22 protein-coding genes are annotated in these 19,858 nt (G+C 48.8%); 18 read left to right on the forward strand and 4 right to left on the reverse strand.

Going from position 1 to position 19,858, the window contains the following annotated elements; genetic code table 11:
- Nucleotide 1 precedes the first annotated feature (1 nt).
- The 9 genes from ACZ5ZV_RS03545 to ACZ5ZV_RS03585 are packed head-to-tail and all read left to right on the forward strand — an operon-like array spanning nucleotide 2 to nucleotide 8,942.
- On the forward strand, nucleotides 2-613 hold the full coding sequence (locus ACZ5ZV_RS03545) for a hypothetical protein (RefSeq protein ID WP_464120053.1): 612 nt from the start codon (nucleotides 2-4) through the stop codon (nucleotides 611-613).
- The gene (locus ACZ5ZV_RS03550; RefSeq protein WP_464120054.1) at nucleotides 613-2,175 is read left to right on the forward strand and encodes a glycosyltransferase family 9 protein; all 1,563 of its coding nucleotides are present in this window, start codon (nucleotides 613-615) and stop codon (nucleotides 2,173-2,175) included. Before ACZ5ZV_RS03545 ends, ACZ5ZV_RS03550 begins: the two co-directional genes overlap by 1 nt.
- A gap of 56 nt (nucleotides 2,176-2,231) precedes the next feature.
- Complete coding sequence (locus ACZ5ZV_RS03555; RefSeq protein WP_464120055.1) at nucleotides 2,232-3,686, forward strand: glycosyltransferase family 9 protein; 1,455 nt, start codon at nucleotides 2,232-2,234, stop codon at nucleotides 3,684-3,686.
- On the forward strand, nucleotides 3,673-4,356 hold the full coding sequence (locus ACZ5ZV_RS03560) for a hypothetical protein (protein WP_464120056.1): 684 nt from the start codon (nucleotides 3,673-3,675) through the stop codon (nucleotides 4,354-4,356). Before ACZ5ZV_RS03555 ends, ACZ5ZV_RS03560 begins: the two co-directional genes overlap by 14 nt.
- Nucleotides 4,277-6,313: an ATP-binding protein gene (locus ACZ5ZV_RS03565; RefSeq protein ID WP_464120057.1), complete on the forward strand. Its 2,037-nt coding sequence runs from the start codon at nucleotides 4,277-4,279 to the stop codon at nucleotides 6,311-6,313. The genes ACZ5ZV_RS03560 and ACZ5ZV_RS03565 overlap by 80 nt, the downstream gene beginning before the upstream one ends.
- The gene (locus ACZ5ZV_RS03570) at nucleotides 6,310-6,663 is read left to right on the forward strand and encodes a response regulator (protein WP_464120058.1); all 354 of its coding nucleotides are present in this window, start codon (nucleotides 6,310-6,312) and stop codon (nucleotides 6,661-6,663) included. Before ACZ5ZV_RS03565 ends, ACZ5ZV_RS03570 begins: the two co-directional genes overlap by 4 nt.
- A complete protein-coding gene (gene rsmD, locus ACZ5ZV_RS03575; protein ID WP_464120059.1) occupies nucleotides 6,660-7,241 on the forward strand; it encodes a 16S rRNA (guanine(966)-N(2))-methyltransferase RsmD in 582 nt (193 codons plus the stop codon). Before ACZ5ZV_RS03570 ends, rsmD begins: the two co-directional genes overlap by 4 nt.
- On the forward strand, nucleotides 7,234-7,716 hold the full coding sequence (gene coaD / locus ACZ5ZV_RS03580) for a pantetheine-phosphate adenylyltransferase (protein WP_464120060.1): 483 nt from the start codon (nucleotides 7,234-7,236) through the stop codon (nucleotides 7,714-7,716). Before rsmD ends, coaD begins: the two co-directional genes overlap by 8 nt.
- Nucleotides 7,717-7,739: 23 nt before the next feature.
- Nucleotides 7,740-8,942, forward strand: coding sequence for a pyridoxal phosphate-dependent aminotransferase (locus tag ACZ5ZV_RS03585; protein ID WP_464120061.1), 1,203 nt, complete (start codon nucleotides 7,740-7,742; stop codon nucleotides 8,940-8,942).
- Nucleotides 8,943-9,013: 71 nt separating this feature from the next.
- Here ACZ5ZV_RS03585 and ACZ5ZV_RS03590 read toward each other — a convergent pair whose 3' ends face one another.
- Nucleotides 9,014-10,231: a hypothetical protein gene (locus ACZ5ZV_RS03590; protein WP_464120062.1), complete on the reverse strand. Its 1,218-nt coding sequence runs from the start codon at nucleotides 10,229-10,231 to the stop codon at nucleotides 9,014-9,016.
- A 161-nt stretch (nucleotides 10,232-10,392) separates the two neighbouring features.
- Between ACZ5ZV_RS03590 and ACZ5ZV_RS03595 the strand changes: the two genes are divergently transcribed.
- Nucleotides 10,393-11,304 (forward strand): DUF2802 domain-containing protein, encoded by a 912-nt coding sequence (locus tag ACZ5ZV_RS03595; protein ID WP_464120063.1) that lies wholly within the window; start codon nucleotides 10,393-10,395, stop codon nucleotides 11,302-11,304.
- A 3-nt stretch (nucleotides 11,305-11,307) separates the two neighbouring features.
- A complete protein-coding gene (locus ACZ5ZV_RS03600; protein ID WP_464120064.1) occupies nucleotides 11,308-11,550 on the forward strand; it encodes a hypothetical protein in 243 nt (80 codons plus the stop codon).
- On the opposite strand, the gene ACZ5ZV_RS03605 is transcribed toward ACZ5ZV_RS03600, so the two are convergent.
- Nucleotides 11,547-12,482 carry a hypothetical protein gene (locus ACZ5ZV_RS03605; RefSeq protein WP_464120065.1) on the reverse strand — a complete coding sequence of 312 codons (936 nt, stop codon included), beginning with the start codon at nucleotides 12,480-12,482 and terminating at the stop codon, nucleotides 11,547-11,549. The two genes, ACZ5ZV_RS03600 and ACZ5ZV_RS03605, sit on opposite strands and share 4 nt — an antisense overlap.
- A 28-nt stretch (nucleotides 12,483-12,510) precedes the next feature.
- Here ACZ5ZV_RS03605 and ACZ5ZV_RS03610 point away from each other — a divergent pair, with 28 nt between their 5' ends.
- On the forward strand, nucleotides 12,511-12,960 hold the full coding sequence (locus tag ACZ5ZV_RS03610; protein ID WP_464120066.1) for a trypsin-like serine protease: 450 nt from the start codon (nucleotides 12,511-12,513) through the stop codon (nucleotides 12,958-12,960).
- Between the two features lie 459 nt (nucleotides 12,961-13,419).
- Here the strand turns inward: ACZ5ZV_RS03610 and ACZ5ZV_RS03615 are convergent, their stop codons facing one another.
- Together ACZ5ZV_RS03615 and trxA are read right to left on the reverse strand one after the other, a co-directional pair.
- Entirely contained in the window at nucleotides 13,420-13,866 is a 447-nt protein-coding gene (locus tag ACZ5ZV_RS03615; protein ID WP_464120067.1) for an OsmC family protein, read from the reverse strand.
- Nucleotides 13,863-14,237, reverse strand: a complete 375-nt coding sequence (gene trxA, locus ACZ5ZV_RS03620) for a thioredoxin (protein ID WP_464120068.1) — start codon at nucleotides 14,235-14,237, stop codon at nucleotides 13,863-13,865. Before trxA ends, ACZ5ZV_RS03615 begins: the two co-directional genes overlap by 4 nt.
- A 46-nt stretch (nucleotides 14,238-14,283) precedes the next feature.
- Between trxA and ACZ5ZV_RS03625 the strand changes: the two genes are divergently transcribed.
- From ACZ5ZV_RS03625 to istB, 6 genes are all read left to right on the forward strand, one after another.
- On the forward strand, nucleotides 14,284-14,619 hold the full coding sequence (locus tag ACZ5ZV_RS03625) for an ArsR/SmtB family transcription factor (protein ID WP_464120069.1): 336 nt from the start codon (nucleotides 14,284-14,286) through the stop codon (nucleotides 14,617-14,619).
- 21 nt (nucleotides 14,620-14,640) lie between these two features.
- A complete protein-coding gene (locus ACZ5ZV_RS03630) occupies nucleotides 14,641-14,838 on the forward strand; it encodes a YgaP family membrane protein (RefSeq protein ID WP_464120070.1) in 198 nt (65 codons plus the stop codon).
- Nucleotides 14,839-14,909: 71 nt separating this feature from the next.
- On the forward strand, nucleotides 14,910-16,241 hold the full coding sequence (locus ACZ5ZV_RS03635; protein WP_464120071.1) for a TolC family protein: 1,332 nt from the start codon (nucleotides 14,910-14,912) through the stop codon (nucleotides 16,239-16,241).
- Nucleotides 16,242-16,243: 2 nt separating this feature from the next.
- Nucleotides 16,244-17,347 carry an efflux RND transporter permease subunit gene (locus ACZ5ZV_RS03640; RefSeq protein WP_464120072.1) on the forward strand — a complete coding sequence of 368 codons (1,104 nt, stop codon included), beginning with the start codon at nucleotides 16,244-16,246 and terminating at the stop codon, nucleotides 17,345-17,347.
- A gap of 99 nt (nucleotides 17,348-17,446) precedes the next feature.
- A complete protein-coding gene (istA, locus tag ACZ5ZV_RS03645; protein WP_464117241.1) occupies nucleotides 17,447-19,063 on the forward strand; it encodes an IS21 family transposase in 1,617 nt (538 codons plus the stop codon).
- A gap of 14 nt (nucleotides 19,064-19,077) precedes the next feature.
- Nucleotides 19,078-19,827 carry an IS21-like element helper ATPase IstB gene (istB, locus tag ACZ5ZV_RS03650; RefSeq protein WP_464117240.1) on the forward strand — a complete coding sequence of 250 codons (750 nt, stop codon included), beginning with the start codon at nucleotides 19,078-19,080 and terminating at the stop codon, nucleotides 19,825-19,827.
- Nucleotides 19,828-19,858 lie beyond the last annotated feature (31 nt).

A 19,858-nucleotide genomic window follows, 5' to 3' on the forward strand; every position in this document is an offset into this window, starting at 1 on the left:
CATGTCAATGATCACATTTTCTGAAAACCACGAATCTTCATTGATTGCTTTTGAAGAAGGTCAGCCTCTGGCCTCTTTGCAGGACCCTCGTGGTGAGGGCTTGAAATGGGCTTACTCTTTGGGTGTTTTGCCGGCCGAACATGTCATCGTTGTCGGTTTGGGTGCGGGTTTCCATGTGGCCGCACTGGCTGACGTCGACCCGGATGTGCGTATCACGGTGGTTGAATCCCGCGAGTCTCTGATCCCGGTGTTCCGTTCGCAGTTCCCCGAGCTTGAAGAACGCGTCGAAATCCGCGTGGTTCAGGATGCTCAGGAACTTTTCAAGTCCGACCTTTTCCAGGAGATCCTGAATCATCGCTCTTTCGTTCTGTCTTTCCGTGAGTGCTGGGGTCAGCAGGCGGACTTCTTCGCCGAACTTTTCTCTCACATGACAGGTCGTTCTTTGGATTCTTTGAAGTATCATTTCCAGGAGTTCGGCATCAACATGAAGGCCCTGTACAATCTTCCTCGTCATAATTTGTCCATTAACGACATTACACCTGTAGTGGAAACATCGGCGATGGCTGAAAAGCAAAAGCAGATGTTTCGAGTGCTCGGTGAGCTGGTGAAATAATGAAAATTCTGGTTCTTTCCCTTTTAAGGCTTGGTGACATCATTCAGCAGGAACCGCTGTTGCGCGCTTTGCGTGCGAAGCATCCTGAGGCGGAGATTCACCTTCTGGTCAACCGTCAATTTTCTCAGGTGGAAAAACTGCTGCAGGGACTGGTGGATCGCTATATCTATTTTGATCGCGAAATGATTCAGCGAGGCCTAGGGGAAGGCGGATTCAACATTCTTTGGTCTTTTTCTCAGGTGCAGGAGCTGGTGAAGTCCCTGGATGTCGAGAACTATGATATGGCATTTAACTTCACTCACAACAAGCTTAGCGGCTATCTGCTGGGGGCGTTGGAAATTCCTGTGAAAAAGGGTCTGTATCACAGTGAGGGGCGTTTCCGAGGTTTGGATAACCGCTGGATTCGCTACTTCAATGAACGTTTCGCGGGTTCGCAAAAGTCACTTTTCCATTACGTCGAACTTTTGGGGAATTCATTTGATTTGCCGGTTCAGCCGCAAGTTCGCGGAGAGAAAAAGAAAAACAAGCGCATTTTGTTTCAGTGCCTGACCAGCAATGAAAAGAAGAACTGGGGGCTAGAGAACTTTGCCCAGTTGAAACGAACTATTGAAGTCGCCTTGGTGGACTATAAGGTTCAAATCCTGGGGGCGTCTTTTGAAAAAGAGACTTTGCTGCAAGCCTTTGCGGAGAAGGATCTGTTGATTTGTGATCTCAATGAGGCCCGTCGTCACCTGCAGGATTGCGCCCTTCTTGTGACCGGTGACACCAGTATCAAGCATCTGGCGGCACAACTGGGGACTCCCCTGGTGGAGCTTGTCTTGGGAAGCAGTGATGCCACGAAGACCGGAGCCTTCATTCAAGGGGTTCGAATGCTGACAACGCAGGTGCCTTGTTCACCGTGCGGGCATTCTCAAGCCTGTTCTCAGCCAAGTCATTTGTGCGCGCAGGATATAACAGTTGAAAAGGTTTTTGAGGCGGTGTGGGACGAGCTGAGTGATGAAAAACATCAGGTGACCCAGTTTGCCCAGGCCCTGGAACGGGCCACTTGGAAGACCTATCTGGATCAAGCGCCTGCATCCCTGCTGACCGCTGTTCAAGGGCTGTTGCGGGAGCAACCCCAAAAAGGTGCCAAAGAGATCCTTGCGGACTTTGCTGAACGGACAGATCTGTTTAAGAGCTGGCAGGCGAGGATCCAGGAGGCTCTGCCTTCCAGGGAAATGATGCTGCAGAAGAAGTCGGTGCAGGCGTCGGAAATGGCGGACCTGGTTTTGGTGGCACAGGAAATTGTGCGCTCCAAAAAGGACGAAGCCGGCTACTTCCAGGGTTTTGTGGAAGCCCTGATTGCACGTTATACCCAACCGGTGCAGATCGTGGACCGTGTTTTGACCGCCTTGCAGGAGCAGGGCGAGTTGTTAACTATCCGTGAGGATATTTACCGTCACTTGCAATCTCTCTCCAGGGAAGGAGCATACTATGCAAAAGGAATTGGACAATTACCTATCAGCGGCTTTGAAGAGACTGGAAAAAGCCTCCAGCGAAATCCTGAAAACGCAGAGCTATAGTAAAGAAGCTGAAAAAATTCAAATGCTCAAAGAGCTTGTGAAGGAACAGATCAAAAATGAAAATACTCGTTCTGCAACTCGCTAGATTGGGCGATATCTATATGACGTGGCCGGCACTGCAGGGCTTGCGTCGTATGTATCCGAAGGCCGAGATCCATCTGCTGACACGTCCTCGTTTTGAAGGGGCTTTAATGGGTCTGCAGGCGGTGGATCGTCATTGGTCTTTGCCCTCCAGTGAAATCCTGACTCCACTGGTTCAGGCAGAACCGGATATTGAAGCCTCTTTGCAGGAAATGGATCGTTTTGTGAGCGAGTTGAAGTCGGAAGGCTTTGACCGAATAATTAACTTCACATTTTCTCCGTTTTCCAGCTACCTGACCCATGCAGTTTCTGAGTTGCATACCGAGGTTCAGGGATACACCCGCTTTAAAGATGGCAGTTTGTGTCTGGCCGATGAGGTCAGTGCTTATTTTTATGCCCAGGTGGGTTTGGACAAACCCAACCGGGTACACGTGGCCGATGTCATGGCCTCAATGATTGAACTTCAATATACGGAAGCGGACTGGAGCATTGCCGAGATTCCGGAATGCAAGTTGACGCTGCCGGAACGCTATCTGGTTTTGCATGTGGGCGCCAGTGATGCCAACAAAGCTTTGTCGGCGGGGGCCTGGGTGCGCGCACTTCGTCAGTTGGCGCGGCAGTTTACAGAGCTGCCGGTGGTTTTGATCGGTTCTGCGGGGGAAGCGCCGGTGGCATTGCAGATTGAAACTGAAGTGAAGGAACTTCAGTTTGTAAATTTGGCCGGCCGCACGCAGATGTCCGATTTGTTTGCGATTCTTAAAAATGCGGAATTGCTGATCGGTTGCGACAGTGCGCCGATTCATGTGGCGTCTTTGACGGACACCCCGACTTTGAACATCAGTGTCGGACCGGTGAACTTCTGGGAAACGGGTCCGAAAGCCAGCTTGGGCTTTATCTATCGCGCAGAAAATCAGGAAATACTGGTGCCGGAACAGGTGGGAGCCGCGATTGCGAACCTCTTGGCAGGTCATGTGGATCCGGGGCTGATTGTTCGAAGTGGCGGTCTTGTGAGTTATGCTCGCGAAGAATCCGTGGCCGAGCGATTCCAGTGGGACCTGGTTCAGGCACTTTATCTGGGGGGTGACTTCCCGGTGGCCGAGCGCATGGAAATTGTTCAGGGGGCGATGAAGCTCAATGATATCAACAATTTTGCTATGGAGCAGTTGGGACTGTTGCCGACCCTAGGGGTGGAGAAGGTGGCTCCGTTCCTGGACAGTGCTGAAGAAGTTATTTCAAATATTAGCCGAATGGTTCCGGAATTGAGTCCTTTAGTAAGCTGGTATCATGCGGAAAGAATCCGCATTGCCCCCGGCACGCTCGAGGAAATCCGTACCGCAACTTTGAATGTGCATGAGCGTTTGAAACGCCATCTTCATGTATACATTCCGCATGAGGCACTCAAGGAAGAGGTAGGCAATGGAGCGCTTTAAAGTCAGCGGAGAGGATCTTCGCAATTTTTATCAAGAGAACATTTCTTTGGCCAAAGTCTTTAGTGATATCGAACAGGATCTAAGACACACCAACCAAGTGGTGTGTCGCTATATCGTCAACGGTCTGGAAATCGCCGAAGCCGACGAAGCCCGTTTTTCCACAGTGACTTTGGAGCAGATTGAAACTCTGGAGTACCTGACTGAAAACAGCCGTGATCTGACCGCACTGGTATTGCGCGGCTGGATGGAGGCTTTGCCGGAACTGATGCAAAGAACGGAGAATCTGGCTAAGCGCATGCGCGTTCAGGGATTGAGTGGTCTGCTCAAGCCCATTCACGATCTGGTGCAGAACTGCGAATTCCTGATCGACAGCGCCATGACGATCAAAGAAACCATGGGAGATCAATTCCTAGGGGGAAGTCCAGTTCGCTGGGAAAAGACCGAAGCTGAAAGTAAAAGAACGGTTCTTGAGGCTTTGCGCGCTTTGGAAAACAAGGATTTTGTTCTTTTAGCCGACGTCCTGGAGTATGATTTGAACAATGTTCTTCAGATGTGGCTGGACCACTTGAGAGTGTTGGAGAAATCACTGAATGGCGAGTACTCAGGGTCTTATTTCGATTCCGAACAAACTGGATCCAATCCTGTGGGTCGGAAACGTATCGCCAATTAGACTGCCGAATTTCTTCCCGTTTCAAAAGCGGGAGGTTGAGATCATATTCAGAGCCTCCACCAGTGAGGCTCTGCCTCTTTTGCAAACCCAGCGATTTTCCTCGATCTTGGTCCAGGGTTCTTCGGACAGTGATGCCTTGGAGTTCTTATTTAAAGCTCGCACTTTGCAGCCAATGGCGCCGCGCTTGTTGATTGCAGAGGATCTGAATGAACAGGAAGTGCGCGAGGGCATCAATAAGGCTCAAGTTTATCGTTTTATGCGCTGGCCACTGTCGGAGCACGAGATCTGGGAGCAGCTGGATCTGGCGTTGCAACGCCATTCGATGTTTTTATCCCGCTCCCTGCTGCTGAAGGAATCCTCCCACCAGAACAAACAGCTGGAAGCTCTGACCCATTCGTTAGAGGCGATGGTCGAAGAAAGAACCCAGTACATCGAAATGTCCCACCACGAGGAAAGTGAGAAACTGAATCGTGAGAGGCAACTGATCCGGTTTATCAAGGATCTGGCGACGCAGACCTCTTTCGAGGATATTCTGGCGATCCTGCGCAAGGAGCTTCGCAAGTTCCACAAGATGGGTGACCCCATCTTGTCGTTCCGCCTGGGGGGCGCGAAGACCTTTTTCTTAAGCTTCCAGTCCGGGCATTTCACCCAAACTGAAACGGCCAGCTACTTTGAGTTTCCTAAAGCAGCCCAGGTGCCAAGCCCCGAGCTGACCCGCTATTTTGCGAATCACTTTGGGAGACCTTTTATCAAAGCCTATATTGTGCCCTTTGAGCTGCGTCTGACCAGTCACCTGACCAGCGGGCAGGGTGAGGCTATTTTATGTATTGAAAACTCTTTGAACGACAAAGAGATGGGTCCTTTCATGGACTTTATGAGCGATCGGGTGCGCCCCTTAAGTATGGCCCTGGATCGCGTTCTTTTGGAAAGTCAGCTTTCAGGATTTTCCTATCGCTGGGAAAAAACTTTCGATGGTATGCGTGATCCGATTGCGATTGTGGACATTGACTACAATGTAGTTCGCGCCAATCGCAAGTTCAGCGATCGTTTTATGCACAATAAATGTCATGAAAGCTTTGCTCGTCGTAATGCCGCCTGTGAGGGGTGTCCGGTGCCGCAGGCCCTGAAAGACGGTGCGCCAGCGGCAGGTCAGATTCAGGTGGATGGGCGGATTTATCAGGTGCATAGCTATCCGGTTCTTCTGGATCAAAGCACAAGACCCACCAACGTTGTGAATCAGTATGTGGATATCACTCAATCGCGCGAGTTGTACCTGCGCATGTTGCAAAGTGAAAAAATGGGTGCGATCGGGATGCTGGCGGGCCATATCGCCCATGAACTGAATAATCCTCTGACAGGTTTGCGTTCGTTGTCACAGGTTTTACTGCAAGAGGCAGAGCCTGGCAGCAACCTGCATTCGGATCTGGTGGAAATCGAAAAGGCCACCGCCCGTTCGCAAAGAATTATCAAAAATCTTCTGGATTTCTCAAAGGGCGAGGATCAGCCGTCCGAATACATTAGCGTCGATGAAGTGGTCGAAAGAACCCTGCCGATGCTGAAGTCGGCGCTGCGCACCCATCGTCTGGAAGTGGATTTGGAAACTTTAGGGCAGACAGTTTATGTGGAGCCTCATCTTTTGCAGCAGGTGGTCTTTAATTTGATTAACAATGCCTGTCAGGCGATGAAAGAAGCCGGACGTCTGAGTGTGAGAACCCGTCACGATCAGGGGCATGTGTATCTGGAAATTGAAGACACCGGGCCGGGGATTCCAGAGGACATTCGCCGTCGTATTTTTGAGCCTTTCTTTACGACAAAAAAAGAGGGACATGGTACGGGTCTTGGGTTAAGTATGTCTAAGTCAGTCATCGAAAAATTCGGGGGAACCATCGAGTTCCGTAACGTCGAGCCGCATGGCACTTGCTTTGTGATCATGCTGCCGCAAAGGAATGCGCCGTGAAGATTTTGATTGTGGATGATGAGGCTCTGGTGCGTCGCTCTTTGAGCCGTGCCTTAAAAGGCAAGGGTCATGATGTCGTGGAAGCTGTGGACGGCAATGAAGGTCTGCAGTTGTGGCAGAGCTCCAAGCCCGATCTGGTTTTTTTGGATGTTTTGATGCCGGGTCGAACCGGACCTGAAGTCTTAAAGGAAATGCGCGAACAGTCCGAAGCCAAGGTGATCTTGATGTCGGCGTTTGCCGGTGAACATAACATGGAAACGGCTTTGCAAATGGGGGCCAATCTTTTTGTACCCAAACCATTTGAAGATATTTTTGCTGTCGTTAAGATGGCCGAGGATTTGGAAAAATGAGAATTATTGCGGGGAAATATCGTGGACACCAGTTGGTCTCTTTCAATGCAGACCATATCCGCCCCACAACCGATCGAGTCAAAGAGACCTTATTCAATAAATTGCAGTTTGAAATTGAAGGCTCTCGTGTGGCCGATCTTTTCTGTGGCACGGGGAATCTGGGAATTGAGGCCCTGTCCCGTGGTGCTGAGTTTTGTACGTTTGTGGAAAAGAATCCGAAGTCTTTGGCGATCACTCGTCAGAATTTTGAAAAGCTGCGCGTGCCTGCTTCGGATTACAAGATCGTCAATATGGACGTGATTGCCTTCCTGAAATCTTATTCGGGAGAGCCTTTCGACATCATTTTTGCCGATCCTCCATTCACTGAAAAAATGGCTCATGCAGTGATGGAAGCGGCCAGTGGCAGTGTGGCCTTTGGGCCAACGACTTTGCTGGCCATAGAATCACAGGCTAAAGAAAGAATGGAAGATCGCTACGGCGCACTGGTTCGTTACAGCAAAAAAGAATATGGCGACAAGATCTTGAGTATGTTCTGCCACGAAAGTGCTTTGCAACAGGAAGAGGAAAACCATGAGTAGAATTGCCGTTTATCCGGGAAGCTTTGATCCGATCACCATGGGACATGTGGATATCATCAACCGCATTTCGCCGCTTTATGATCAGGTGATCGTTTTAGTTGCGCAATCTTCCCAGAAGCAGAGCATGTTCACTGGCGAAGAACGTAAACAGTTGATAGAAAAGTCTCTTGCGCATCTGAAGAACGTCAAAGTCGACATCTTTGGTGGCCTGACGGTGGAATACATGAAGAAAGCCAAAGCTCAGGTGATTGTGCGTGGTCTGCGAGCGGTGGTCGACTTCGAGTACGAAATGACCATGGCCAATATGAACCGCAAACTGGCTCCCGACTTTGAAACGATGCTGGTTTTTGCCAGTCCCGAGTACTACTACATCTCTTCACGAGGTGTGAAGGAAGTGGCGGCCAATGGTGGCGCTTTGAAGGACCTGGTTCCGGACATCGTGATTGATGCCATGAATGAAAAATTGAAAAGATAAAGATAAAGATAAAGGAGTGTGTCTTGATCCAGCTTTCCAAAAGAGCACAAAATCTAAAGCCTTCCCCAACGCTTTTCTTGGTGGCTAAAGCAAAAGAGCTGGCGGCCCAGGGCCATGATGTGATCTCTTTGACGGTTGGTGAACCGGACTGGCCCACTTTCGCGGGCCCTTCCCAGGCGGGGATTGAAGCCATTCAAAAAGGCATTACCAAGTACACTCCCGCCAATGGAACCGTCGAACTTCGCAAAGCCATTTCACAGAAACTGAAGAACGAATTGGGCTTTGAATATTCGCCCAAGGAAATCACAGTGGCCTCAGGTGCGAAGTACATAATTTTTTCCGCCCTGCAAATGATCTGCTCACCCGGGGATGAAGTGGTGATCGCAACTCCTTATTGGGTCAGCTATCCGGCAATGGTGGAGCTGGCTGATGGGGTTCCGCATATCGTCGAGTGCGGTGAAATTGAAAACTTTAAAATCACCCCGGCAAAGTTGGAAGCCGCTATCAATGCCAAAACCAAAGGGTTCTTATTCTGTTCACCCAGCAATCCGACGGGCCTGCAGTATTCGGCGGAAGAGCTTAAGGCGCTGGCGGAAGTTCTAAGAAAGCATCCGCAGGTGGTGATCATCTCTGACGATATTTACAACCGTCTGGTCTTTGATGGCAGCCTGGTGGCGCCGCATATTTTGACGGTGGCACCCGATCTGAAGGATCGTTGTGTGTTGGTGAACGGTGGATCTAAGGCGTATTCGATGACGGGGTGGAGAATCGGCTGGGCGGCGGGCCCGGAGCGTCTGATCACGGCGATGGCAGATTATCAAAGTCAAAGCACCGGCTCGCCCTCCAGTATTTCACAGCACGCTTTGATGGAAGGAATTAGATCATCTGAGGCGGACATCGCTGAGGTTGTGAAAAAACTGGTGGCGCGTAAGAACAGCGGTCTGAAGGAGCTGGCCACAGTTCCCGGATTTAAAACGGCAGAGCCGCAAGGGGCCTTTTATTTCTGGGTCGATATCCGAGCCTGTCTGGGAAGAACCTATCAGGATCGCGTGATTCGGACCTCCAAGGACTTCTGTGATGTGCTGTTGGAGAAGTTCTTTGTCGCCACCGTGCCGGGAGCCGAATGTGGGACCGAGGGGTATATGCGTCTGAGCTTCGCGGTTTCGGAAGAAACCATGAAACGAGGCATCGCCCGCATGAAAGACTTCGTGGGGCAGTTGGTTTAATCAGATCGATCATAGGAAATAAAAAAGGCGTTGATCTCTCAACGCCTTTTTTTATTTTAGAGCTTTAAATCTTAAAACAGATTGCGGAAGAAGGACATGATGCGGGCAAAGAAGCCTTCTTCTTTCAGAGGAATCACTTTTCCGCCCACGGAGCTCGGAGCGCGGTTGTCGGCGCACTGGTAAGTCACATCAATGGTTTTACCAGCCGGAACCGGCGTGCTGAAGATCAGGTTCATGCCTTCGATGCGGGATTCAACCACCCCAATACTTGGTGTGATAGTCACATTCACCGCGCCAATGGGGGTGCATTCCAAAGGAATAGAGCTTAAAGAATCTTTGATCTTATCAATGAACAGATTCAGGTTCGTGGAATAATCGCTGTCACAGATACTTCCGATACCACCGCCTGTCAGGTTGGACAGTTCGGCATACTTAAAGCCATAGTGGCTTTTTGCAGAACCGGTGTCTTGCGCCTGCTTACAGGCGGAATCACCCGGTTTTACGATGATCGAGTTCACGGTGAATCGGCGATCGGCCCCAAAAGTTTGGCGGACATAGTCCACAAAGACCTGTGGTTTGTCTTCGTTTTCCAACGGTTTCAGTTCGCCTGTGTAAACCTGCTGGGAAGCATCGCCCCCGATGCTGCGTTCGTCTTCATCAGAAATAATGATGAAGGCAATCGCAGAGTCCTGACGATAGCAGCCATTGTTCGGGGTTTCATTGTAGTCACCGTTATAGACGTGGTGATAGGCCGCTTTAATCGCGCGCTCATCGTCAGAGTTCTTCCAGCCCGCATCGATATATTCCATCGTGTGCACGAAGACACTGTTCAGGTCAGAAGAGCTTGTTTTTCTAAGGACCATGCCCAGCTGATAACTTTCAGTGGCACTGTTTTGCCAGAAGATTGAAGCCCCCCAGGCAGAATCTGTCGCACTGACGGGCAGAGCGCGCGTCACGGTCGCACACATTTGCCAGTCAATATTGGACGCCTGAAGCTTATTGACGAAGGAGGAGAGCTTCGCCGCCAACTTCAAGTTGTCCGGTTTCATTGAGTTGGAGTCATCGACAATCAGAACGATATCCAGTTTATTGTCGGTGGCCTGAACTTGATTTGAGTAGTGAACATCTCTGAGCGGAATATTCGGGGTTGGAGTCGGCGCAATGCCAGTTCCGTCCGTATCTACATCATCAGAAGATGGCGCAGAAAATTTTACAGGTCCACAGGCGGATAGGGCCAACACCAGCAACAGTGAGGTCCAACGAACCCCACGCCATCTTTTCAACGACATAATACAAACTCCCCTTTGTTGCATAATAACACACTGAATTTTCTGTCCCAAAGCGATCTGGGGTCTAGGTCCTGCTTTGATACATTTAGGACCTAGGTCTCATTGTGAGACGGACCAAGCCCATCTAAACTAAAGGAGTGCTGTAGCCGGGGAGGCGATGGGTGAGCTTTTGGGTCTTATTACAAATTCTGGTGAACTTGATTCTTTTGGCCGGGGTCGTTGGTATGTGGGTGCGCTTAAATCGTCCGCCAAAAGATGATCCACGCCTCAGCAAGGGTCTGCAGCTTCTGCAAAGCAAGATCGCGGTTTTAGAAGATCTGTCAGATCGCACTGAAACCCAGGTCAATCAACTCACCGCCTTGTTGGAACAAAAGGTCAAAGACATCCAGGCCAAGATTCAGGCAGCAGACAAACAAATCAGCAAAATCGAACAAAATATGCAAAAGAGTCTGGAAGTGGCCAAGATCTTCCAGGATCGTATTCCCCACACGGAAATCATTGAACGTCAGAATACTGTAAAATATGTCAAAGCCGCGCGCATGGCCCATCAGGGAATGAGTGTGGATGAAATCGCTCGCGAAGTGGATCTGTCCCGTGGTGAAATTGAGTTTATCGCCAAAGTAAACCGCGACCAGCTGATGTTCTGCGAAGACAGTCTTCCAGAGTGGGTCAACGACGAGGTTCAACAAGAAGCAAACTCGTCGGACCTAAGTGACGTGGACAACATCAGCTTCATGCCTCCACTGCAAAAAGAGATTCCGATTGAAATCAGTACCGCCTTCGAGGTGCCCAAGGCTGATAAAGAAGCCTTGAAGAAACTGGGTGATGCATTTAAAGCCGCCTGCGAGGAAGTCAAGGCGGAGGAAAAAGCCGCGCAACAGACTGCGAACAATGTATCGGCCTTGTTCAATGTGACTCAGAATATTGCACAGACGTTCTTAAGTGAAAAACCGATGCCAGCCGCACCAACGGCGGCGACTGTGGCCACTCAGAAGCCAGTGCAGTACATCGGTGAACCCGAGATCCGTCCTGTGCAATTCCGTCGCATTGATCTGACCAAGGACATGGACTAAGTCATGGCATCCGCGGCTTTTATTCGCTCTTTGGAAAAAGGCCGCATTCTGAACGCCATCGTTGAAGAGGTGACCTCTTCAACAGAGGCTCTGTGCAATTTCCAGGGTGAGCTTTTACTGATCTTCAATCACACGGGCCGCCCCCTTAAAAAAGGCGACCCCATTCAGTTGCAGGTGCAAAGTGTGCACCCCCTGCAGTTTCAGATATTTTCGTCAGGCAGTCCCAAGTTTCAGCGTGTGGTTTAGTTTTCGCACTGACCGGGCTGTTGAAAGTCTTTACCCCTAAAAAGGGTCTTCTTCAGGTAATGAAACTTGGCCGGGTCGTTTTGTTGCAGCTTGTTTGGTTCAAACAGATAAGCCATCACGCTTTCGGCAAAGTCTTCAATTGAATTGCTTTGAGCATAGTTGGACACCCAGAAGGTTTTGCGACCGTTGTGCTGCCACAGTACATCCGGGATTGCGGGGATCATTTCCCAGCCGGTGATTTGCAACCACGGTTCGCTGCGATCCAGGTCGTTGCCATCTTCGCGCAGGGCCCACAGGTGGGCAAATTCGTGCAGCAGAATATAGATCTTTTTTTCTTCGCTTAAGGTGTTCCAGAAATCATACACCAGAATCTCACTGTTGGCAGCGACCGCAGCGCTTTCATTGCGGGGATCTTTGGTGCCCCGACGATAGTGGACGAGCTTCTTGTTTTCAGTAAAACGACTTAGTTCTGTCGGCACCAGGCTTAAGGCTTTTAAGATCGTGCTCAATTCAGCTGCTGTCCACGCCGAGGCGTGTTCAAAACGCCAGTGTGACACATTCAGATTAAAGCGGCTGTTCAGGTATAGAACCTTCCAGGCATTTTCTTTTCCGAACAGATACTCCGTGGCGCAGATCACGGTGGAGCAGTTTTGAGCCGCTCCACTGAAAGCGCGTGTGTCCTGCCTTGTTTCCCGGTAAGGATCGGCTTCAGTCAGATTTTTAAAGACCCGGATCAACTCTGCTGAGTCGTTTTTGAAAGTAAAACCTTGCGCCGTGGTTCCGCTGATCACGGCATCGGCTCTGTTGTGAAAGTATCGCTGAATTTCTTGATCTGTCTGTGCCACCTCAAAACGGCAGCGGGCCTGACGAATAGAGGCTTCAGAGACAGCATAGTCTGCCCCGGCCCAAGAGGACCATGGGAGTAGAAGCAAACCTCCGCCCATACAAAACGGAGGCTTTATGAATAAAGCAGTATTATTGATCGCGTCTCTTTTCCTGGTTGTGGCTTGTGCGCCTCAGAATTTTCAGGAACAAACAGTCCTTCCGACAGACTCCTCTCAGATCGTTGGTGGTGACAAGGTTGAAAGCTCCAGCAATATCGGTCGCAGCACAGTGGGTATCTATGAATCCAAACTCGGCTACATCTGTTCTGGAACTTTGATTGCAAAGAATCTGATTTTGACGGCGGCTCACTGTGTGGACCCTAAAGCCAAAGATCTCGTCGTGATCTTTGCACCGGAAATGAAAAAAGCCGGCAAAGAACAGATCCGTCGTGTGACGGGACAGGTTGTTCATGACGATTACACAGGTGAAGTGCAAAGCAAAGACACGAATGATATTGCGGTTCTTCGCTTTGAAGGGGAGGCTCCAGCAGGATACCAAGTGGCGCCGATGTTGTTCGTTTCCTAGCTATGGTGAGCAGTGCTGGCCTAATGTAAAAGCCAAAGGGCAAATTACTAAGGGGACACACGGAGGAAAGGACCTTTATACATTTAGTATCTCTTCTCCTATCGGATACGCACATGAAAGCAACACCAACGGTTTTGACTGCGGTTCTAATAACTCGTGCGTGAAGATTGACCCGAGAGTTGTTCCTAGCAGTAAAGTTATTTACTCAAGCAACCTTGATCTGATTTATAGCAACGACTCTGTTAGCAATTATGAAGTCGGTGACGGTCTTGGAACAACGGAAACTATCGGTGATGTGAAAGCCACAGCAAGCCTCACTCCTGTGTTGAGTGCTTCTGGCGGTCAACTTGCCCTCACTGGAACTTATAAGATTTGGAAAACTTAGGAGGTCTTCAGCAGGCCGCGAAGGCTCTTAATAAGAAAACTGAAGAAGGAGCCTCCCACTAAGGGAGGCTTTCTTTAATTGCCAAAGTCTGCTTGGCCGGAGCCAATTTCTTCATCGTTCAGCAAGACCTGATAATGAATGGGAAGGGCTTTTGAAAGCATTGCGCTCACCCCGCAGAATTTGGTTTGTGACAGCTTCACAGATTCTAGAAGAATCGCCCTGTCGACATCTCCGGTGACTCGAAAGACAAGAGTGGCGTCGGTAAATACCACAGGATGGCCTCCAGAAGATGAAGTGATATCGACTTCGACCTGAAGGGATTTGTAGTCCTGTTTGTGTTTTTTAAGAAGGGCGATAACATCCATTGCGGTGCAGCCGCCCAGCCCTGTTGCCACCAGCTCCTTTGGGGTCATGGCTTTATTTTCACCCAAAGGCGCCTTGGTATCCATCGAGACAGTGTTGCCATCGCAGTCCGCGGTGAATCTCATTTTTTCGGTCCAGTTAAGGATGGTTTTCATCATGTTCCTTTCTGTTGGATAGGGGCAATGTCAAAAATTTCATGAATCGCTTTTTGTAGACTTTCTTTGGGGGCAAACCCTGAGGCCATCGCGGGGTCTCCGTTCATAGGAATGAACAGAAGAGACGGGATTCCGCGAATTCCAAACATTGAAGCCAACTCGGGGGTGAGCTCGGTATTGACTTTATAGATATCGACAGCGCCGGCGTACTCCTTAGAGAGCTCCTCAAGGATGGGGGAGAGGGCTCGACAGGGGCCGCACCAATCGGCGTAAAAATCCACGATGGCGGGGCGTCCTCCCTTAAAGGTCCATTCCTTGTGCTGCTCAAAGTTAAAGATTTTCTCTTTAAAGGTTTCTTTGTTGAGAATTTCCATAAAAAATCTCCTTGATTTACATATTATCATATTATAAAGTGATAATATGTCAAACGAAAAAAAGTCCCCCGCAAGACAGGTGAATAAGATTTCCGTCTCAAAAATGGAAAAGTCCTGCCAAGAGGTCAGTGATCTCTTAAGAGCCCTTTCTCATCCCCAACGCTTGATGATTATGGGGCATCTGACTCAAGGCGCGAAGACCGTCACAGAACTGATGGAACTGTGTGAGGTTTCCCAGTCTCAGCTTTCCCAATTTTTGGGAAGAATGAAGGCCGAAGGGTTGGTCAAAAGCGAGCGTCAGGGGAAGTTCCAGTATTACGCCGTGGCGGATGAGCGTTTGATTCAATTGATTGCTGTTATTCAAAATATCTTTTGTCGATAAACATTAAGAAGGAGTTAGAAAATGAAAAAAAATATTCATTCAATAGAGCGCGTTGTACGAATTATCGCAGGAGTGGTGTTGGTGAGTATGGCCTTTGTGGGACCAGCGAACCTGTGGTTTTTATTGGGTCTAGTTCCTTTGGCGACCGGTTTGTTAGGATGGTGCCCTCCTTATGCAATGTGTGGAATCAGCACTTGCCGTTTGGAAGACAAAAAATAGTCGACTGAAAGTTCTGTCTTTGTAGGGACAGGGTTGGCTTAAATTTAACAATATAATAAGGGCGGATTTTTATGGGCAAAATGGCTCAATGGATTTCTTTTGTCTTTTTACAGCTAATAATCCTTGGCTTGAACGCACAGGCAGAGCAGGTGTCCTTTGGTAAAGTATGGAATTCAATCTCTCAGACCTCTCCAGGTCTTAAAGCGGCAGAGTTACAGTCTCAAGCCGCACTGGAGGCCAAAGACCGAGCGGGGCGCCACTGGTTGCCGCGACTTTATTTAGACGCAAGATCTTATCAGACCAATGCTCCTGGGCAGTCCTTCTTCGGACTTCTTGAGCAAAGATCTTTGCGACAAAGTGATTTTAATCCGGATTCGATTAATAATCCTGATTCTGAAGTTTTCACTCGAGGATCTTTGGGTGTGGATTTACCTCTGTATGAAGGAGGAATGAAGTCCGCTCAGTCCAGCTTGCAAAACCACTTGTCGCAATCTCAAGATCATGAAGCGGCCAGCGTGAAGGTCGAGCAGTATTCTGAAGTGGCGAAGGCCTATGGATCCTTGGGCCTTTTGGAGCAACAAAAGCAAAAGCTTCTAAATTTGAAACAGATTATTGATAGATTGCTAAAGAGCTATCAAATTGGCGTGAAATCAAATCCTGTCGGCTATTCCGGATTGCTGGGCTTAAAGTCCCTGTCCAATCGTGTTCAGGGTCTTTTGGTGCAGTATGAGGCCCAAAGTCAGGCCTACTATGTGGCTCTTAAAGAAATGGGTTTTACAACGGCCAATTGGTCGCCTCAGGCGGAAGAAACGATTGTCTTTGTTGATAAGTATCTGGCAAGTCAAAGCGCCGAGTCTTCATTTCAGGTTGAGTCGTTGAAAGAGAAATCTTTGGTGGCGCAGGAAGCTTCTAAGATGGAGAAAGCCCGCTTTCTCCCTCGCGTAGGGGCCTTTGCTGAAAGTTACATTTTTAACGGAAGCCGTGACACGGCCAATGGCTATACTGCGGGAGTTTATCTGCAGTGGAGTCTCTTTAATCCTTCCGATTACGGAACTCATAAAGAAGCTCAAATCAAATCATTGGCCGCTCAAAAGTACACAGAGGCTATGGAGCAAAAAGAGAGAGCCGAAAAGTTATCTTTGGATCAGGCCATCCAGGCTCTCAAGTCGAACATTCGTCTTCTTGAAGACAGTCAAAAAATCTTGGTGGAGCAGTCACAAGTCGCCGAATCATTATTTAAGAATGGTTCGATCAATGCCCTTCAGTTCGTCGAGGTTTTGAATCGTCGAGTGGATTTGGTGACCTCCCAATCTGAGGCGGGGTTGAGTCTGCTTCAGACATCTTCGCAAAAAGTATTGAAGACTCGTTTTGAACTTCCGCAAGAATTGTCACAAGGAAAGTAGTTATGAAAAAAGATAAACTTGGTTTTGCAGGAAAGCTGGGACAGACCTTCGTTCATTCAAAGCTGACTCCGGTCATTGCGATTGCGAGTATTTTGCTGGGATTGATGGCCGTCTATTTGACGCCGAAAGAAGAGGAGCCCCAAATCTCAGTTCCGATGATTGATATTATGACTCCGGTGCCGGGATATACGGCGAAGGAAGTGGAACGCAAGGTGACAGAGCCTATTGAGCGGGCGGTCTGGGGATTGGATGGAGTTGAGTATGTTTACTCCAGCAGTCATGCCCATGGCAGTTTGGTGACAGTTCGCTTCAAAGTGGGCGAACCGATGGAACCAAGTCTGGTGAAAATTCACCATAAGCTAATGACCATAAAATCCTCACTTCCCGAGAACGCATTAAACTCTCAAGTGAAGTCATTTTCTATTGATGATGTTCCCTTCATGGTTTTGACGTTCACGTCCAATAAGTTGAGTGAGTATCAACTTAGAACCGCCGTAGCTCCGTTGGCACGAGAGCTCTCCAGTACTCCGGATCTAGCACGCGTGGAGCTTTTAGGAGGACAAAAGCGGGCCGTGCGAGTGATTGCCGACCCTCGTAAACTTCAAACTCACGGGGTTTCGTTGTTTGCCTTGATGCAATCCCTGAAAGCCAACGATGCTTTGGCTCCAGCAGGTAAAAATTGGGGAGATAAAGAAGTTTTTGATGTCGAAGTGGGCGGACGCCTTCGTACTGCGACGGAGATATCAAACCTTGCTATCGGGCAAAGAGCCGGTCGAGTTGTCTTAGTTAAAGATGTGGCTCAAGTGGTGGATGGACCTGAAGAGTTAGTGCGAAGTTCTGTTCTTTTAGAAAAAAACAAAGAACCTGAAAAAGCGGTTTCCATCGTCTTTGCTAAACGTAAAGGCACCAATGTGGTGACCTTGTCAAAAGAGCTTCTGCAAAGAGCGGAAACTTTTTTAAAAGAACGTCCTGAAGAAGTAGGGACTGATATTAAAATGAGCGTGGTCCGTGATTACGGTTGTCCAATCCCACGTAGTTTGACCGGTTTCAAGGGGGGCAAATCCCACGTAAGTGGACCGGCTTTGGGGGAAGTAAATCCCACCTAATTTGACCGGGCAATTGCTTACGTTTTCAGCACATTTTCTCCATCTGATCCCATGCGCTAAGCTGCTGGTTTAACAACCAGACTACAGCAAGGAATACGCATGCGGAAACTCAGAAAAAAGGACTTGGAGAAAATCACAGTGGACCGAAAAATCGTCGAAGGCCTTCGCGAAGGACACTCACTCACCGCACTGACTAAATCAACTGGTAAAGGCAAAGGTTACGTCATAAAAATCCGCGACCAGGCGATAGAGCATGGCTATGTAGCCGTCGCAAACCCAGAGAAGAAAATCTACTGCAAAACCTCAAAAGAAATCCCACCTTACCCAGAGGCGCTGTTTCCGCTGCGCGATGGTCGCAGCGAGAAGGCCATTGAAACGGATGCCATCTTAGATCCCAAGCGCGAATGGATCAAGGAGCGCATTGAACTTGGCTGGAGTCCGCAAAGTATTTTTGAAGAGCTTCCGCTCTCTGTCCCGCGATCTAACTTCTACCGCTACATTCACCGCCACAAACTTATGCGATCCGCACCTGCGCGCAATGTGATGGAGCTTGTTCACTCACCGGGGGAATGTCTGCAGGTGGACTGGGGAAAGCTCTTTGACGTCGTCGATCCTGTCACAAAAAAGAAAAAAACAATTTGGATTTTCGTTGGCGTTCTTGGGCATTCTCGTTACGAGATGGCCCGAGTTGTAGAGAAACTCGACTTTGAAACAACTGCCGAAGTTTTAATAAGCATGTTTGAGGAACTTGGCGGAGTCCCTCGTAAAGTGACTTCTGATAATCCCAAAGTCTTTGTTCATGAGGCATCAAAGCACGAGCCGACGTTGAACCCGGCCTTTGAAAGACTGGCCTCGCACTACGGGTTCGTTGTCGAGGCATTGCCGCCTTATTCTCCAGAGAAAAAAGGCAAAGTGGAGCGAATGGTTCCAATGAAGCGTCGCCTTTTTGAATCCTACGATAAGTCCCAATATTCACTGAGCGGCGCACAGTCACACATGAATAAAAAGATGAGTATCGCCAATGAGAGAAAGCACGGGACTCACCTACAAAAACCTTTGGATGTGTTTCTTAACGATGAAGCCTCGTTGTTAAAGCCTCTTCCTTTATTACGCTACGAAGTGGAAACCATCACTCGCTCAACAGTGAGGTCTGATGGTTATGTTCGCTTTGCAAACAAGTACTACCGAGTAGACACAAGACTCAAAGGCGAAATAGCTTTGGTGATTGGTAATTCAGTTCAAGTAAGTATCTACTGCAACGGTCGACTGTTAGAAGTTTACGAGCGCATCCAAGATAAATTCACAAGTAAAGCCTGTAAAGATCATTACAAGGAGTCTTGGGAGAAGACTCTTCAAGATCATGGTCACTATCTGAAGCAAGCAAAAATTATCGGCGTCAATGTTGAGCGCTTTGTAGGAATTATTTTGGCTCGAGGCGAAGGTTTTGTTGATACACGCAGCGTATGGGGTCTTCTGACGCTGAACAAGAAGTACAGCAATGCCGACATCGACAAGGCCTGCCTTTCAGCGCTGGAGTTATCACAGGTAAATTTAAAAACAGTTCATCAACTATTGAATATTATGGCAAAGCCAAAACCCAAAGCTCCTCGTCATGAGGAGGTTTTATCCGCGCAGACGGTGGGAGGTAAGTTTGCGCGCGACATGAGTGAGTATAAAAACCATTTACGTCTGGTTCATAGCAACCAGGCCCACTGAAAGGAAAGACAGTTATGACAATAGATGTGATACGCGATCAGTTAAAGCAGTTACGAATGCCCGCGGCATCCGCAGAGATCGAGGGTTTAGTTCAAAAAGGAAAACGCAGCCAGGATCTTAAGTGGCTCAGTGAGCTTCTATCCACGGAATTAGATGCAAGGGCAGATAACGCCGTAGAAAAAAGGATTAAGAAAGCGGAGTTCCCAGAGCGAAGAAGCTTTGAGCAGTTCAATTGGGATTTCAATAAAAAACTCCCGCGCGAAAAAATCGAGGATCTGAAAGATTTAAAGTTTATCGAGAACAACGAAATTGCATTGTTTTTGGGAAGTCCCGGCACGGGCAAGAGTCATCTTGCGATTGCTCTTGGGATGAGCGCTGCGCAGGCTGGTCACAGTGTTTTTTGTACGAGTGTAAAAAGACTTGGGACAAAGATCCGTAAAGCGCGCGAGAACAATAAGCTCGATGTTTTATTCAAACAAATTCTAACATCAAAGCTATGGATCTTGGATGACTGGGGCGTCGTAACAATGCCACGAGACGTGAGTGAGGAGATCTTCGATTTATTTGATCGACGCAAGCACAATTCGGCTATGATCTTAACCAGCAACCGCGACGTTGAAGAATGGCCACAAGTTTTTACCGATCCGATCCTGGCAAGTGCTGCCATCGACAGGATGTTCGAGAATGCCCATATTTGCATTTTTGAAGGCCCCAGTCACCGCATGAAGGGACGAATAACTTTCAACGATATTGACAGCGAGTAGAAAGACCAATAAACCCTCAAAAATCAGGTGG

Source organism: Bdellovibrio sp. HAGR004, assembly GCF_055397015.1.

What these genes read in the sequence shown, in the direction of transcription:
- ACZ5ZV_RS03545 (WP_464120053.1), top strand. Translation starts at nt 2, where the DNA reads ATGTCAATGATCACATTTTCTGAAAACCACGAATCTTCATTGATTGCT.
- ACZ5ZV_RS03550 (WP_464120054.1), top strand. Translation starts at nt 613, where the DNA reads ATGAAAATTCTGGTTCTTTCCCTTTTAAGGCTTGGTGACATCATTCAG.
- ACZ5ZV_RS03555 (WP_464120055.1), top strand. Translation starts at nt 2,232, where the DNA reads ATGAAAATACTCGTTCTGCAACTCGCTAGATTGGGCGATATCTATATG.
- ACZ5ZV_RS03560 (WP_464120056.1), top strand. Translation starts at nt 3,673, where the DNA reads ATGGAGCGCTTTAAAGTCAGCGGAGAGGATCTTCGCAATTTTTATCAA.
- ACZ5ZV_RS03565 (WP_464120057.1), top strand. Translation starts at nt 4,277, where the DNA reads ATGGCGAGTACTCAGGGTCTTATTTCGATTCCGAACAAACTGGATCCA.
- rsmD (WP_464120059.1), top strand. Translation starts at nt 6,660, where the DNA reads ATGAGAATTATTGCGGGGAAATATCGTGGACACCAGTTGGTCTCTTTC.
- coaD (WP_464120060.1), top strand. Translation starts at nt 7,234, where the DNA reads ATGAGTAGAATTGCCGTTTATCCGGGAAGCTTTGATCCGATCACCATG.
- ACZ5ZV_RS03590 (WP_464120062.1), bottom strand. Translation starts at nt 10,231, where the DNA reads ATGTCGTTGAAAAGATGGCGTGGGGTTCGTTGGACCTCACTGTTGCTG.
- ACZ5ZV_RS03600 (WP_464120064.1), top strand. Translation starts at nt 11,308, where the DNA reads ATGGCATCCGCGGCTTTTATTCGCTCTTTGGAAAAAGGCCGCATTCTG.
- ACZ5ZV_RS03610 (WP_464120066.1), top strand. Translation starts at nt 12,511, where the DNA reads ATGAATAAAGCAGTATTATTGATCGCGTCTCTTTTCCTGGTTGTGGCT.
- ACZ5ZV_RS03615 (WP_464120067.1), bottom strand. Translation starts at nt 13,866, where the DNA reads ATGATGAAAACCATCCTTAACTGGACCGAAAAAATGAGATTCACCGCG.
- trxA (WP_464120068.1), bottom strand. Translation starts at nt 14,237, where the DNA reads ATGGAAATTCTCAACAAAGAAACCTTTAAAGAGAAAATCTTTAACTTT.
- ACZ5ZV_RS03625 (WP_464120069.1), top strand. Translation starts at nt 14,284, where the DNA reads ATGTCAAACGAAAAAAAGTCCCCCGCAAGACAGGTGAATAAGATTTCC.
- ACZ5ZV_RS03630 (WP_464120070.1), top strand. Translation starts at nt 14,641, where the DNA reads ATGAAAAAAAATATTCATTCAATAGAGCGCGTTGTACGAATTATCGCA.
- ACZ5ZV_RS03635 (WP_464120071.1), top strand. Translation starts at nt 14,910, where the DNA reads ATGGGCAAAATGGCTCAATGGATTTCTTTTGTCTTTTTACAGCTAATA.
- ACZ5ZV_RS03640 (WP_464120072.1), top strand. Translation starts at nt 16,244, where the DNA reads ATGAAAAAAGATAAACTTGGTTTTGCAGGAAAGCTGGGACAGACCTTC.
- istA (WP_464117241.1), top strand. Translation starts at nt 17,447, where the DNA reads ATGCGGAAACTCAGAAAAAAGGACTTGGAGAAAATCACAGTGGACCGA.
- istB (WP_464117240.1), top strand. Translation starts at nt 19,078, where the DNA reads ATGACAATAGATGTGATACGCGATCAGTTAAAGCAGTTACGAATGCCC.